Source organism: Photorhabdus hindustanensis, assembly GCF_002968995.1.
GTDB classification, from domain to species: domain Bacteria; phylum Pseudomonadota; class Gammaproteobacteria; order Enterobacterales; family Enterobacteriaceae; genus Photorhabdus; species Photorhabdus akhurstii.
On the sequence record NZ_PUWT01000079.1, the window covers coordinates 1 to 16215 of the forward strand.

The window sequence follows — 16215 nt, forward strand, 5'->3', positions numbered from 1 at the left end:
GCTTTCCCGATCATGAAGGCGGCGGTCAGATCGTTACCGACTTTGGTCAGCACATTGGCGCCTCCAATCATGGCCGCGAAGGTATTGCCATCCCCGACATGGGTAAAGATATTGGCTTTGCCGATCATCGCCGCCAGAGTCATGCCATGACCCACTTTCGTGGCGATATTGCCCTTCGCCAGCATCAGCGCAACAGTTGTGCCATCCCCAATATGAGTAAACACATTGCCTGCGGCTACCATTAATGCCAGCGCATTACCGTCACCCACTTTGGTAAAGACGTTCACTGCGCCGCCCATTAACGCCCATGCATCCCCTTTGCCGACATGGGTAAACAGGTTGCCCGCGCCAATCATGGTGGCAATCGATGTACCATTCCCGACTTTGGTTAAGATATTGCCTGCCGCGGCCATCACGCCCAGTGTCAAACCGTCGCCAACATGAGTCAACACGTTGCCGATGCCGAACATGATGCCGGTCGTGTCACCCTTTCCGACTTTGGTTAAGATATTAGCGCCACCGAGCATAACACCCGTGGTATTGCCGTCACCGATATGCGTGAGAACATTTGCGCCACCGCCCATTACCGCCAGCGCATTGCCTTTTCCCTTCTTGGTTAAGATGTTGGCGCCGCCCAACGCAATGGCGTTGGTGTCGGCCGTTTCGCTCTCATCACTGAGATGGGTGATAATATTGGCGCCACCGAACATACCGGCAACCAGATCTCCCGCACCGAGTTTAGTCAGTACGTTAGCACCGCCCAAAAGTACAGAGGAGATATCCCCGGTTCCCGCCTGAGTGATGACGTTAAAACCACCCGCACCGAACCAGTTGCCATTGCCATTACCGATTTGGGTATGGGTGTTGTACCCGCCCAACATCAGCACCCGGCTGCTACCGTTGCCTTTGTGGATCGAGATATTGCCATAAGCCAGAAGATGAGCCAGATATCGCCCATCCCCGACACGCACAACAACATTTGCTGCGCCGCCGGCATAAATATCCATTTCTCCATGCTGGCTTTGGTGAACCAGAACATTAGCTAACCCCGCACCACGGAACGATAGATTGCCCTCTTCACCGTTTTTCACAATGACATTAGCACCACCGCCCCCTTCAAAATAGGTATTACCGAATGTTGAACTGTGCAAAATAATGTTAGCTGCCCCCGCTCCGGTAAAATTAATATTACCGTGCGTGATATTGGACGTAATAATGTTTCCACCACCCGCACCGTTGAAATAAATATTACCGGAGCTATTACCGCCATTTCTTGATGATTTAATAAGATCTTGCTCAGAATAACCTTCAAAATCAGTCAAACGATCAGCAATATCATCTATTACATTTAAATCATAGTGAAGCTGACTTAACGTATAACCAGCCCCTATTGATCGATAACCACCAGGATAGGAAAGATTTTCATCAGCTAAACGACCGGTATGGTCACCTGTTTTATACCAAGATCTTGCAATATATTTCAGCTTCCCTGTTTCATAATCATTCGCCAACTTAACCTCAACCACTTTGGTATAAGGAGCCAGAAATGTTGCATATACATAAGTATTCGGTTGTTCGTTTGATTTTACCGGCGAGACATCTATTTTCAGTCCATTAGAAGAGATCGCATATCCTCCTATTTTGGCCCTGCCCAGTGTGACATCTTCCGCCTTAATGTTGGCGCCGCCAGTATAATTTACCCATTTATCGGTTAATAATACCTCCTCAACACCTTGTATCGTGGTTTCTTGTCGATATATAAGATTAATATTGCCAAGCGTAATAGCACCTTCCCATTTAACCGGGATAAATCCATTATTTACATTGATATTTTCTTTGGCAATATCCTTAAGATGATTACCTTCCTTATACCAAGAAGTGGCATAATAACGGAGCTTACCAGTATCAGGATCATTTTGCAGCCGTACAGCGACAACTTTAGTATTAACATTATTGGCAAAAGCAAAGAGATAAGTATCAGGCTCTACTGCGGATTTAATTGCTTTAACTTGCTGAGGTTGTTGAATCCAGCTTCCCTCCATTGTTGCTGATGTCATAACAATATCTTTAGCCTGAGCAAATTCTATTTCATTTTCCGTACCTGCTCGGGTAATTTCATTATAAGCCCCTGCGCCCGTAAAATGAATATTACCGTGTGCGACATCAGAATAGAGTTTGTTATAACCACCCGCGCCTTCAAAAGTAATATCGCCCTGCGTCTGTCCATACCCATCTTCACTGTGGCGTATACGTTCAATACGATTCACGGCCCCCGCTCCGTGCAAGGTAATATCCCCTTCTCTACCTCTACGTACAACATGATTATCAGCACCAACACCATTCAAAATGATGTCACCGCTTTCTATCCGCGAATCGATACTATTTGCAGCGCCTGCACCATTAAATGTCACATCTCCTTGAGTGCCTTCATAATGATTATACCAAGTACGATCAATTTTATTAGCCGCTCCTGCACCGGCAAAATAGACATCTCCCTGATCAGTTTCATGCCATAATTTATTGTATCCGCCAGCGCCTTTAAAACTTATATCTCCAGATAAACCTTTACGAGTCAGTTTGTTATAACCAGCAGCACCCGAATAATATAAATCTCCCGTTTCACCCGTGTGATCAATAAAAGCCGCACCTGATGCACCGGCAAATGACAGACCACCATTTCCCGTTTTGCTAATACTGGTATAACCTGAAGCTCCCTTTACTGAAAGTTTACCATTTGTATGATATACATCTACTTTTAATGAACCAACCGTAACATCATCATCTCCGCCATAAGCATAAACTTCACCACCGACACCAATAGCAGTAATACTGTTGCCGTCATTATCGTCGTAATATTTTCCAGTAAAGAAGTACTCGGTACTTCTATTTGATGATTTTCCCATAAATAGCCCTTTCATTTATTATTGAGGTTAAGCAGAAAACCACTGCACCTAACGGATAGGGCAGTTATTTTGAATATTCAAGTTCTCATCTTCTGACTTTTTAATAGCAAAAAATTAAATAAAGTAAAAAACCGCTATTAAAATTAACATCGGATATTGTTTACACGAATTTATCAGACATACTTTTTCCCAAAAGTAATTTATTAATAAAACGGATATAACAAGAAAAACACCCAGTTCAGAAAAGTTTCAATTTGATGCATTTACAAACACCTTAAAACAAATCCATTGAATGAGATAAATAAAAAATTCAAAAAAATCGTTAACGCAGATGTTTTTTCCACGATAATATTGAAAATACAGAGAAGATAATAAAGTAATGACTAAACTAAGACATAAATTTTTATCAATTACGATCAATTATTTTATTCCATTTCCATAAATAACCACACAGATTATAACGATTAAAACAATATAAGTAAATGAGATAATAATATCCTACTTTTTTAGTCAGGAAATAATAATGATAAATAAAATTTACCAATAAATATAACCATTAATCAACAAACAACCAATAATATAATGAACATTCGCTATTCAGCCGTAAAAATAGCTCACCAATTGTGTGAGCCATTTTTATTACTCATTTTACTTTTATTCTAGAGAATTAATTATGCAAACTGCGCCTTACCAATAGTCGTATCTGACCACGCCGTTGTAATGGCAATTATCGCCTTATTGTCCAAATTTTCAATAAAACCATTATCGCCTGCTGTCGGGGCAAAACTGCTCATTGATTGGATCAAAGTATCAACCGCATTATCCGATAGCGCCGTAAACTCACGCTCTCCCGATGCACTCTTATCCCCCATTTGAGCCACCAGTTTGGCACGATTACCATCAAAGTAATTGCTAAAAGTGACTGAACCTATTGATTCAAATGCCCCCTGAGCGGTTTTATCTTCGGTATGGCGGTTTACTGATAACACCAGATCATATCCGCTACGTTGGAACCACAGGTTTTGCCAGTCAATACCATCAAAGACAATCATATCTTCCACATTGATATCATCAATCTGGCTGTCAATCACCTTACCGCTGACTACAAAGCTGTCTACACCCGTCCCACCCTGGAAGCGGTTCTGATAACCCCCTAATACCAGCAGATCCTGACCATCACCGCCATCAAACTGGCTGAACTTAGAAATAGTGGCCGCTATCAGGTGGTCATCACCTTCTCCACCATTAATCATCACATGGTAGCCCAACAGTTTAATCACGTCGTTACCGGCGTTGCCGTCAATCTGGTTGTCATTACCAAATACCCTGGCAAAGTCATTCCCTTCACCTAGCTCAACCCGGTTGTTATTACCAATAGTCACGGCATAATCTTGATCTTCCCCGGTATCCACCCGGTTGTAGTTGCCTGAGGTGACGACGTAATCCTGGCCCTTATCGGTATTAATTAAGCCACCTTCACCAAAGACAAACGTCTGGTCATTACCGTCCCCCATGAACACATGGTTAATACGTCCGGCGACCACCGCGGTATCATCACCATTACCGCCAAACATCCAGTTTTCACGTCCCATCAGGACGCCCAGATCATTACCTGCACCGCCCGCAAAGATGTTGGAAGTACCGATTGAGTAATAAACATCATCTCCGCGACCACCCCAGAAGTTGTTGTTATCGCCCAGATAAGCGCCAAGATCTTTACCATCGCCGCCCCAGTTGAAGTTGTAGTTCCCCAACGATACATGGATATCGCTATCCCCTTGCAGATGGCCGCTGTTACGCAGGAAATCAAACGTTTTCTGCTCCATATTGAGCAAATCTGCGGTTAGATTTTCTTTCAGATTGGTCACTAATGACTTCATCTCTTCTTGTTTATCTTTGCTGAACATCGTCGCAAACAAGTTAGGCAAATTCAGCGAATGAAAACCAAATGCACGCTCTGGTTTGGCGCTCTCCGTCTCTACAGTCGCTGGCGTGCTGCTCTGCCTTTCCTCATTTTTATCAGCATCTTTCTGTTTCAGGCCATGACTCTCAGCAAAGGATTTAATGCCATCCGTCCCCATATTAAGGTGAGATTTCAGGCCATCGAGCAATTTATCTGGATCAGTGAAGACTTTCAGTTGTTCACCACTGAATTCCCCTATAACTTCAATCATCTCTTTTAGAATAGCCACACCATCCACAGGCTCGTCTCCACGGGAGACAATACGACCATCCGCAGTGTAATCCACACCAAAGATATCCGCTAAAGTGGTATCTGCATTCACACTGGCTAACCGACCAAGCAATTTGTTCTTAAGCTGACGTGGCAAATCCTGCGGATTATAGGTAAACGTTGTTTTCGCTATACCAGTTGTCGAGTATTGCTGAGTCATTAAACTAAACAACGACCCCAGGTTAGTGTCGAGGAGCGACTGGATATTGTCACCGAACATAAAGTTCCAGTTACCCGTAGTTACCTGAATATCCGCCCCTTGGCCCCCTACTGCAAAGTTGAATGCCAGTTTTTCATTAGCCTGACGAAATTTATCCGCACGGCTCATATTGCTCATATCAACGCTGTTGCCATTCTTGCTTAGCCACTGGTTGAATTTCTTATTTAGCGCTGCTTCCGTATCACTTCTCAGACCACGGCTACTACGTTCATGTTGAGAACCCAAATCAACCAGAGTCTTATAGTCAACGCTGCTGGTTTGGTCCAAACCAGACATATCCTGAACAAATTTTTTCGCGCCAGCGATTGTCCATTGCTGATCTTGCGCCGCTAGCCACTCCTGCTCTTCACCAGAATGAGCAATGCTTTGCAATACCCCGGAAATACGAGCGGCGCCATCAAATGGATTAACCAACGGCGGTGTTGGCAGGGATTTATCCATCATCACAATCAGGTCATTACTACGGCCTTGGTTGAAACTGACGTTACGATTGCCAATAAACATTTGCGCCCCTTCAAGCGCCTGATAACCGGCAATATCGACACTATGTTTACTGTCGCCATTGCCGATGTGCACCATCACATTGTTATCACCAAAGGCCAGTGATTTAAAACCTCCAGTACCTGCTTTGATGCCAACGTTCGACGTCCCCCAATTAAGCGCAGTAAATTCACCATTCCCCACATCCACCTGAATATTACCTGAGTAACTTATCTGGTTATTCGATATATGGCTTGAGTCGGTTTCAATTTTATTTTTGCGCTTCTCTGGCGCTGTGAAAATATCTGCATTATCCACAATCGCACCTTTGGCTGGCATATCTGCATCCGCTATACCGACACGAGAAAGATTGATATCGCTTTCAGCAATATTGTGACGAACTCGTTCTGAATGCGTTTCAAGTTCGCCTTTTTCATTCCAACTCAAGATAACTTTGTTATCAGTCAGGTTATTGATCCATTGATTATTTTCATTCTGGGTAAATTTACGGCCAGTGACATCAATAGCAACCTCACTACGACGAGCCGAAACAGTCGTGTGAATATCTTGCTCTTTTAAGGCGGTGATAAAGTGATGAGCAAAACCATCTCGTTTGTCATCACTAATCAGCGAACAACCCACGATGCTAATGTGGTCTGGTTTACCGACCTGACTAAAGCTCTGAGTAAATTGTTTGAGTTTTATTGCCAGCTCATCGGCACTGTAACCACTCAGACGAGTATTATTCTGCTCTGATTCGCTACGACCATGCCCGACAATCTGCCAACGCAACTTGTCCGATGGTTTAAATTGAGATGAATCCCCATAGACAACACGGTATTTACCCTCAGAATCGAGCTGAACCACTACACTAGAATCTGGATGTTTACCCGCCAGATTTGCCGCTGCTTTAGCCGCTACAGGATCATCCTCCATCTGGATAATGATTTGACCATCAAATCGGGTTTCTCGACCATCGGTTTGTGGTGTGACTGAAATGCGCTCCCAAGATTCGACATCTGTGTTTTTTAGAACAGCGTCCGATGATAATTTTTCCAGCACAGATACCGTAGCATCACCATTCTTCGAGCCTTTCAGTGTCAATTTACTGGCGGTTGGGTCAGCAAATATCTTACCAATATTCAACTGTACGAAACTGGCTGCTTGTTTAAAGTTGTTGCTTTCAACTTCAACAAAAACCTTTTGGCCTTTCTTATCCATGACTTCCAAAGTGACGACACCTTCACGGTAATCCGCGATCCACCCTTCAACACCTGAATCCAGCGAAAACATTATTTCCTGCTCTTTCAGTGCGTGCAATACATGACTTTGTTCACCCTCACGCGCCTGTTTCCAAGTATTGTCATAACCCGTAATAGCGCTATCTTCAAATGTATTATAGTTAATATAGAAGCTCGATTTTGCACTGTCCTCAGGGCTGGCAGAAGCATATTTATAACCTATAGGAGATCGGTAACCCGTGATCAAGCCCTTATGGAAAGAATCCATAAAACGGTGAAAATCATCATAGTTATCAAACGATTTAGCACCAAAATTAGGATCAAAGAATGACCAGATTGTTTGAGCTTCACTCTTATGTACAACAACCGACATGGCGTGATCTTCAGACATAAACATCATATAAGTCGATTGCTTCACATTGCGCAGTTGCTCCATAACAGACTCATAGCCATCAACCTCATAATTCAGCGGATCACCGATCCTCGCCCCTGTTAACCCATTTGCTTTTAGCCTTGCACTATAATCAACATTCCCCTTCGCTTTCTCGATCAAACTGCCAGCATCAAGCTGTTGAAAATGTTGTATTGATAACAATTTTTCAATAGCCGGGCCGACTTTCTGACGGCGATATCGGTTAAGCAAAGAGGATTCAATAGAGTTGATATCCGTTTTCTTATTCACGGAATTGTCATTGTAGGCTTTAGCTACCTCCTGCAACCACTCTATATAAGCTTTTCCCCCTCCCACGCCATTCACACGTTCTTCCATCATATAGCGGGAAGACAGCGCAAAGCATATTCCTTCCAGAAACTCTTTGGACTGAACGTCATTACCATTAGTCACGAGCACATTACTAATTTCTGGAATAAGCTTCTTAAACTCCCCCAACAAATCCTCATTCTGACTAAAATGGAATGAATAATCAGCCAATTGTTTTCCATCTGCTTTAAGGTCAAAAATGGTATAACCCACTTCCTGGAATAAACTTTTCTTTTCCACATTATGATCTTTGCTCTGAGATCCAGAAGGGGTCGATACATTCTCAATCGCCTGATAGATCTTTCTTAAACCAGACACGTCAATGCCTTTACCATCTTGTGATAAATCGCTGGCTTTCAGATTTGAAAAGACAGCATCTGAGACATCTTGACCATACTCTTTAATAACCGCCGCTTTGACTTGCTCAATCGCTTTATCAGCACTTTCCGCTTTCTGGTTAATATGAATATTTGCCTTACCGCGAGTGACAAAATCACCATTTTCATCAACATAAAGGTGTTTTGAATCCTTAAGATTGGCACTGCCAAGCTTATCGTACAGACTACTGAAATCGCCTTGCTCTGGGATTCTCACAGTGGATTCAGTAAGCGCCATCGACTCTTCAAAGCGTGTGTCAATTTGAGACAATAATGCCTTCATTGCCGGGGCACGACCTGAGTCAGGATGACCTAAGAGATAGCCTTCAACCTGTTGGCGCAAATCGGATAATTTTCCTATCACATCCAATTCATCGTCTTTTCTTCCTTGCCAGACATGGTGATAACTCTCTAGTGCATCAATCACTTTTTGGTAACTGTCACCACGCATTTTACCTGCAATGGATGCGGCTTGATGGAACTCACTCACCGACATCAATTCTGGCACGGGCTTCCAGATGCCATTCACTTTATCAGCAAGAATTCGGGTATGCCCTTGATGATGAGATATAATCCGATCTTCCATGAAATATAACTCATCAGGTAACTGCGCATAATTGTCGTAATTAGCAAGAATAAAACGTTCAACTGCTTTAAGCAGATTATTACTGGTCGTGTTTTTTACAATAATTCTCTTAAATTCATTGCCATTACCGGGCCATGAGCGCACCTCAAATCCTTCATCACTCTTTTGCACTAATAAGTTACGTTCTGTACGTAATCCATAAAACGGCAATGCTTGATTCAGCATAGTGTCGACGGCACTGAGCTTAATATCGAGATCAATAACAGTATCGGCTTTATAACCACCGGGGTTAACCGCCAGCCTTTTTTCCTGCTCTTCAATAGTCAAAGCATCAAACCGCGCCTTCACAGTAATACCCGCCTCGGTTAATCTGCGGCCAATCAATTCTGTAGGCAACCCTTTATATTCACTTGCCGGTTTATCCAACAATAGAATTTCACCTACTAATCCTTCACGTTGCAGTTTACGCAATACAGGTAATTCAACATTCCAGAAATAGTTGCCAAGACGTAAGCCCCCCTCAGAGATCAAATAAACATCACCACGTGATCCTGCGGCATAGATGGAGCTCCAGAAACCGGTGTTGCTATACGTAGCAGCATCAATTGCCGCTCTTAGCGCGTTATGCCTATTATTTTCATTATCGGAGAGATACGTAATTTTCCATTTCATGAGGTGCTGATTGAGCTGAATCGCAAAAGCGTTTCCCTGCACATCAACATCGTAAACGATTTTCTTACCATCCGGTTGGGCGGCCTCAAGAACATCTCGATGTCTTCTAAAACTCTTCCCGGACCAGAATGAAACAATACTTTTGTCATCGCGGGCAGCTTCAAAGCTATGACCATAACTGTCCAGTTTTGCAATAAACTCAACTCGTTTATCCCAGTCATAATCCAAAGTCGCGTCAACAAACAGTTTCGCTAAAGATGCGATTTCATTCTCAGGTACTTTGTGTTTGACTTTGGGATTCCTGAGATGCCGTTCAATAAAAGCCACTATATTCTGCCTGGTATTACCAGAAATCTCGGCATTAACACGCTTAAATCCGGGAATAGGAATATATTCGTCCGATGCATTATCGTTACCATTATCAAGCCAACGGTAGATGTGGGCGATTTTTTGTGCACGACTTAATACGGAAGAATCTATCGCCCTCTTTTTGCTGCCGCCCAATCCTTCCAGATTAATACCAGAAATTGTCGACGCTTTTCTAATGAGTTCACGCGTCTCATGTAAAGGAAGTACCACAATGCTGTCAGATTGTGTTTCAACAGACCGAGGAATAAGCGAAGCACCGGTATTTTTTGCACGAATTCCCGCGTTGATCTGCAACCGGTTAACAGCTTGTTTAGCATTCTCTAACGCTTGCAATTCTTCTTCGGTCAGCCCTTGATAATATCTGTTTCTCGCTTCTAGCATCGATTCAGGATCAATATGGCTGCCGATTTCTCCCGCTCCGGTTGATTCATAGGCTTTTTCTCCTGACCAGCCGCTGCCGCTTGTACCAATGCGAGCCGGTCTGGAATCGTTTAGCTTCGCTCCTTTAGCATCCGCTTGAGCCTGAGCCGCTTTATTTTCCGCCGCTGCGGTATCACGCTTACCACGACGTTCAGCATTCTGATACGCAATATTGGCGCTATCCTTCGCCTTTTCTGCCTGCTGCTGTTGTGAAAGAGCTTCTTCTTTTCTCTGATCCGCTTTGAATTGCGCATCTACACCATCAAGAATCGCCTTGTCACGATTTTGTTTACCTTTTTCCGCGCCCGCTTCTGATAGCGCCACGGCATCTTTTACTTTTTGCTGTGTATCAATCGTATTCCGATGTATATCTGTCAGCCGTTTTTCTAATGTCGGCTTAACGTTATCCAACCGTTTCTGGATCTCCTCAGAGATTCCACCCGCATAGTCGAGATAATGGCTATCTAACTCACGACTATCATCGGTTTCATCTTTAAGCTGTTTAAAGTTGTCAGCTATTAAAGTCAGCTCTTTAGTCACTGCCTGAGCTTCCTCTTTTATCGCCTCACCCTGCTCTTGCCCATTCCGACTAAGCGCTTCCTGATCCGTTGATTCCAATTGAGATTTCGATTTTTCAATCGCTGACAGTTGTTTCTCTTTTTCTCGTTCCAAGAGCTGACGATCTTTTTCGGCTTTTTCTTTATCACTTAACGCATTTTTGGCCGCCTGGTCTTGCCTGGCATGTTCAATAACACTATTGGCTGGCAATGTACCTACAGACTTTGCAACAACGTTATCCAAGATATAGCCAATACCATTATTATCGCCGATACCTTTAAATTCGATGCGGTTAGTACCTGCTTTGGCGATTAATTCCAGTGTTTTACTTTGCCATGCAGTATCACCATTAGTAATGGTAAATTTGCTTTCACCATTCCAAAGAACTTCCATGCCTTCATTATACGTAGTGCTATTTGCACGCTTTGCAAAATCAAAGCTTAATGAAATGACTTCACCTTCCGACCTGTTTCTCAGATCCTGGTAAATAGTGGTACTGATATCCACATCAAGTTCACTGACCCGTGAGCCATGACCTGCGTTATCAAGGCCGTAAGCACTTGCCTCATGATAGGCTTCAACGCCATTGGTTGACTGCCAGCTTTGATCGCCTCGTTCAAAGTCACCATTCAAAATCAATGACATTTCAGATTTCACAACAACGTTATCTAAGATGTAACCTAATCCATCATCCCAACCTGTACCTTTAAATTCGATTCGATTAGCGCCTTCTTGCGCAGTTAATTGCAAAGCCTTGTTTTGCCATTCAACTTCGTTGCCAGAGGTTGAGAAGATACTTTTACCATTCCATAGCACGTCCATACCTTCACCTGAGGCAAGACCGGAACGTTTAGCAAAGTCAAAACTCAGTGAAACAACTTCACCCGCAGACAGATTTTGCAACTCCTGCGAAAGCGTGGTGTTAACATCCACATCAAGTTCACTGACTCGCTTTCCATGACCCGCATTATTAAGGCCGTAAGCATTCGCCGGATTATATGCCTCAACACCATTAGTTGACTGCCAACCTTGATTACCTTGTTCAAAGTCACCATTGACGATCAGGTTTTCGTTCCGATCCGATACCGATCGCGTTTTTCGATTTAGCGAACCGGCTAAAGAACTTTCTATTGAGTTAATATCAGGCACTTCTACCGCTGTTACAGAACGACTCAGACGACTGCTTAAGTCCGAACCAACTTGATCAATTTCCTCCATCTTAAAACCATCAATGGCAGAAACTTCGGTTAAGTTAATTGCACCTCTGCCCCTGTGAGTGCCTGACGTGTTAGCCTCATCCCCATGTACCAGATAGTTGATCGCCTGACTGCCTCCCACTCCGAGTACAGTTTGTTTGATATTGTTGAAGAAAGAAGCAAGCTTGTTGCTCTCTGTATTACTCGATGCAACAGCCAAGCTGTAAAAATCACCATCACCAATCTTAATCGCCACGTTGTTGCGTGCGTAAGAAGCATTAACATACAAGCCGTGACCAACCTGAATATCGGCATTACCCTGGCCTTTCATGACCGCAACATTGAGACCATTGCCAACTTTGGTATTGACGTTATATTTCCCCCACGCCACGTTAACCGAAACACCATTGCCTACATGAGTGTTAATGTTAACGTCACCATGAGCTGCGGTTACATTTAAGCCATTGCCTACTGTCGTCGTGACGTTAGCTTTCCCTTTTGCCGCCGTAATCTGCATACCGTCACCCACTTTGGTGACGATATTGCCTTCACTCCATAAGGCATTAAAGCTGTCTCCCTTACCTACCTGAGTGACAATGTTAGCCCTGCCTTTAGCCAGCACCACATTCTGCCCATCACCGACTTTCGTGATAACGTTGGCTTGGCCCCAGGCGCCGGTGTAATCATCACCGTTACCCACATGGGTGATGAGATTGGCATCGCCCTGCACCACCGTGACTTCCTGTCCATTCCCCACTTTGGTAATGATGTTGGCTTTCCCTTTCGCGAAGTTGTAACGCTCGCCATTTCCCACTTGCGTCAGAATATTGGCCTCCCCCCAAGCCGCATTCACTCCGACTCCATCGCCAATTTTGGTCATCAGATTGGCTTTACCTTTGGCAAAACCCACCGTCGTCCCCTTTCCAACATGGGTCATCACGTTACCCACATCGGAAATAAGCAGACCGACCGTGGTTCCGTCGCCTACTTTGGTCAGAATATTGCCTTTGCCAAACAGGATACCGGCGGTTGTCGCGTCGCCAACATGCGTTATGACATTCGCTTTCGCCGCCGCAACCACCCCCATAAAATCATCACCCACTTTGGTAACGATATTAGCCTCACCCAGTGCTAACACACCGGTTAAACCCTTCCCGACATGGGTCATCATATTGGCTTTACCAAACATGGCCGCCAGTGTTGTGCCCTTACCGACTTTGGTCATCACGTTCAGTTCACCGGCAAACAAACCGATACTGGCGCTATCACCCACATGCGAATAGATATTGGCTTTCCCGATCATTAAGGCGGCGGTCAGGTCATTGCCGACTTTGGTCAGCACATTGGCGCCTCCAATCATGGCCGCGAAGGTATTGCCATCCCCGACATGGGTAAAGATATTGGCTTTGCCGATCATCGCCGCCAAAGTCATGCCATGACCCACTTTCGTGGCGATATTGCCCTTCGCCAGCATCAGCGCAACAGTTGTGCCATCCCCAATATGAGTAAACACATTGCCTGCGGCTATCATCAATGCCAGCGCATTACCGTTACCTACTTTGGTAAAGACGTTCACCGCTCCGCCCATTAACGCCCATGCATCCCCTTTGCCGACATGGGTAAACAGGCTGCCCACACCAATCATGGCGGCAATCGATGTCCCCTCCCCGACTTTAGTGAAGATATTGCCTGCCGCAGCCATCACGCCCAGCGTCAAACCGTCGCCGACATGGGTCAACACGTTGCCGATGCCGAACATGATGCCGGTCGTGTCACCCTTGCCGATTTTGGTTAAGACATTAGCGCCACCGAGCATAACGCCTGTGGTATTGCCATCACCGATATGCGTGAGAACATTCGCGCCACCGCCCATTACCGCCAACGCATTGCCTTTCCCTTTCTTGGTCAAGATGTTGGCGCCGCCCAACGCAATAGCGGTGGTATCGGCAGTTTCACTCTCATCACTGAGATGGGTGATAATATTGGCGCCACCGAACATACCGGAAACCAGATCTCCCGCACCAAGCTTAGTGAGCACGTTAGCACCACCCAAAAGTACGGAGGAGATATCCCCGGCTCCTGCCTGAGTGATCACGTTAAAACCACCCGCACCGGACCAGTTGCCATTGCCATTACCGATTTGGCTATGAGTGTTGTATCCCCCCAACATCAGCACCCGGCTGTTACCGTTGCCTTTGTGGATTGAGATATTGCCATAAGCCAGAAGATGAGCCAGATATTGTCCGTCCCCGACACGTACAAGAACATTTACCGCGCCACCAGCGTAAACATCCATTTTCCCGCTCTGGCCTTGGTGAACCAGAACATTGGCTAAACCCGCACCATGAAATGTCAGATCGCCCTTTTCGCCACTTTTTACAATGACGTTAGCTGCACCAGCTCCATCAAAATTCGTATCACCGAATTTTGAGCCGTGCAAAATGACGTTCGCCGCCCCTGCGCCCTTAAAATTAACATTTCCCCGCGTGACATTAGATTTAATAACGTTTCCACCACCCACACCGTTAAAATTAACGTAACCACTGCTTGTGGGTGACTTTGCAAGGTCTTGCTGACTATATTCTTCGCTATGTACTAATCGATGGGAGGTACGGCGCACTGTATTAACGTTATATTGAAGCTGGCTTAACGTGTAACCGGGACCAATAGAGGTATATCCGTTAGCATAGGAAAGCTCTTTATTAGCCAAATTACCCGTATGATCGCCTGCTTTGTACCATGCTTCTGCTCTGTATTTCAGTTGCCCTGTATCAGGATCGTTTTTCAACTGAACTTTAACGATTTTGGTATATGACCCCATGACCTTGGCATACACATAAGTATTGGGTTGCCGGTTTGATTTGACTGCGGAAACATCGACTTTGCGATCATCAGAGAAGATCGCATATCCCCCCATTTTAGCATCACCTAACGAGATATCCTCTGCTTTAATCACCATGCCGCCCGCATAGGTTACCCACTGATCTATCAGCAGGCTTTCCTCGATAGCATGGATCTCGATGGGTTGCTGACGCTCAAAAACCAAACTGGAGAGGCGGTAAGCGCCATTAGCGTTTACCGCGACAAATCCATTGCCTGACGAAATTTCTTTCGCGGCAAGATTTTTAAGGTGATTACCTGCTTTATACCAAGAAGTGGCATGATAACCGAGTCTACCCGTGGTGGGATTATTTTGAAGCTGGACTTTGCTGATTTTAGTGTACATTTTGTCAGCAAACGCAAAAAGATAGGTATTCGGTTCAACGGCTGATTTAATACCTGTAACTTGCTGAGACTTCTGAATCCAGCTTCCTCCCATCGTTGCCGTCGTCAATACGATTTCTTCGGCTTTAGCAAATTCCAATGCTTTACCATCAAAATCGCTATCCGCGCCTATTCTGGTGATTTCATTGTAAGCACCCGCGCCGGAGAAATTAATATTGCCATGTGCGACATCAGAATAGAGTTTGTTATAACCACCCGCGCCTTCAAAAGTAATATCACCGCGGGTCTGTTCATACCCATCTTTATTTTGACGTACACGCTCAATGCGATTCGATGCCCCCGCACCACGTAAGATAATATTACCTTCTTTACCTTTACGTACGATGTGATTATCAGCACCTGCCCCATTAAATGTAACGCTTCCGCTCTCTACTCGTGAGCTGATGCTATTTGCAGCGCCTGCGCCATTAAAAGTCACATTTCCCTGTGAATCTTGATAACGGTTAAACCAGGTATGGTCAATGTCATTGTATGCCCCTGCACCGGCAAAATCTAAATTTCCCCGGTTGGTTTCATGCCATAACTTATTGTATCCACCGGCCCCTTTAAAATTTGTATCACCAGACAAACCCTTACGAACCAGTTTGTTGTAACCGGCAGCACCCGAATAATTTAAATTTCCCGTTTTACCTGTGTGATGAATAAAAGCCGCACCGGCGGCACCCGCAAATGACAGACCGCCATTTCCGGTTTTACTAACGCCGGCGTAACCTGAAGCTCCCTTTACCGCAAGGTCACCATCTGTATGGTATACATCGACTTTAAGTGAACCAACAGTAACATCATCATTTCCGCCATAAGCATAAACTTCACCACCAACACCAATAGCAGTAATACTATTACCATCATTATCGTCGTAGTATTTCCCAGTAAAGAAGTACTCAGTACTTCTATTTGATGATTTCCCCATCAAAA

At 44.7% G+C, this 16215-nt stretch carries 2 protein-coding genes; both read right to left on the reverse strand.

The window, feature by feature from the left end:
- A partial coding sequence (gene rtxA, locus C6H66_RS22325) for an MARTX multifunctional-autoprocessing repeats-in-toxin holotoxin RtxA (RefSeq protein ID WP_105396769.1) occupies positions 1 to 2903 on the reverse strand: 2903 nt, incomplete at its 3' end.
- 671 nt (positions 2904 to 3574) lie between these two features.
- Complete coding sequence (gene rtxA, locus C6H66_RS27070; protein ID WP_105396770.1) at positions 3575 to 16210, reverse strand: MARTX multifunctional-autoprocessing repeats-in-toxin holotoxin RtxA; 12636 nt, start codon at positions 16208 to 16210, stop codon at positions 3575 to 3577.
- Positions 16211 to 16215: the final 5 nt, after the last annotated feature.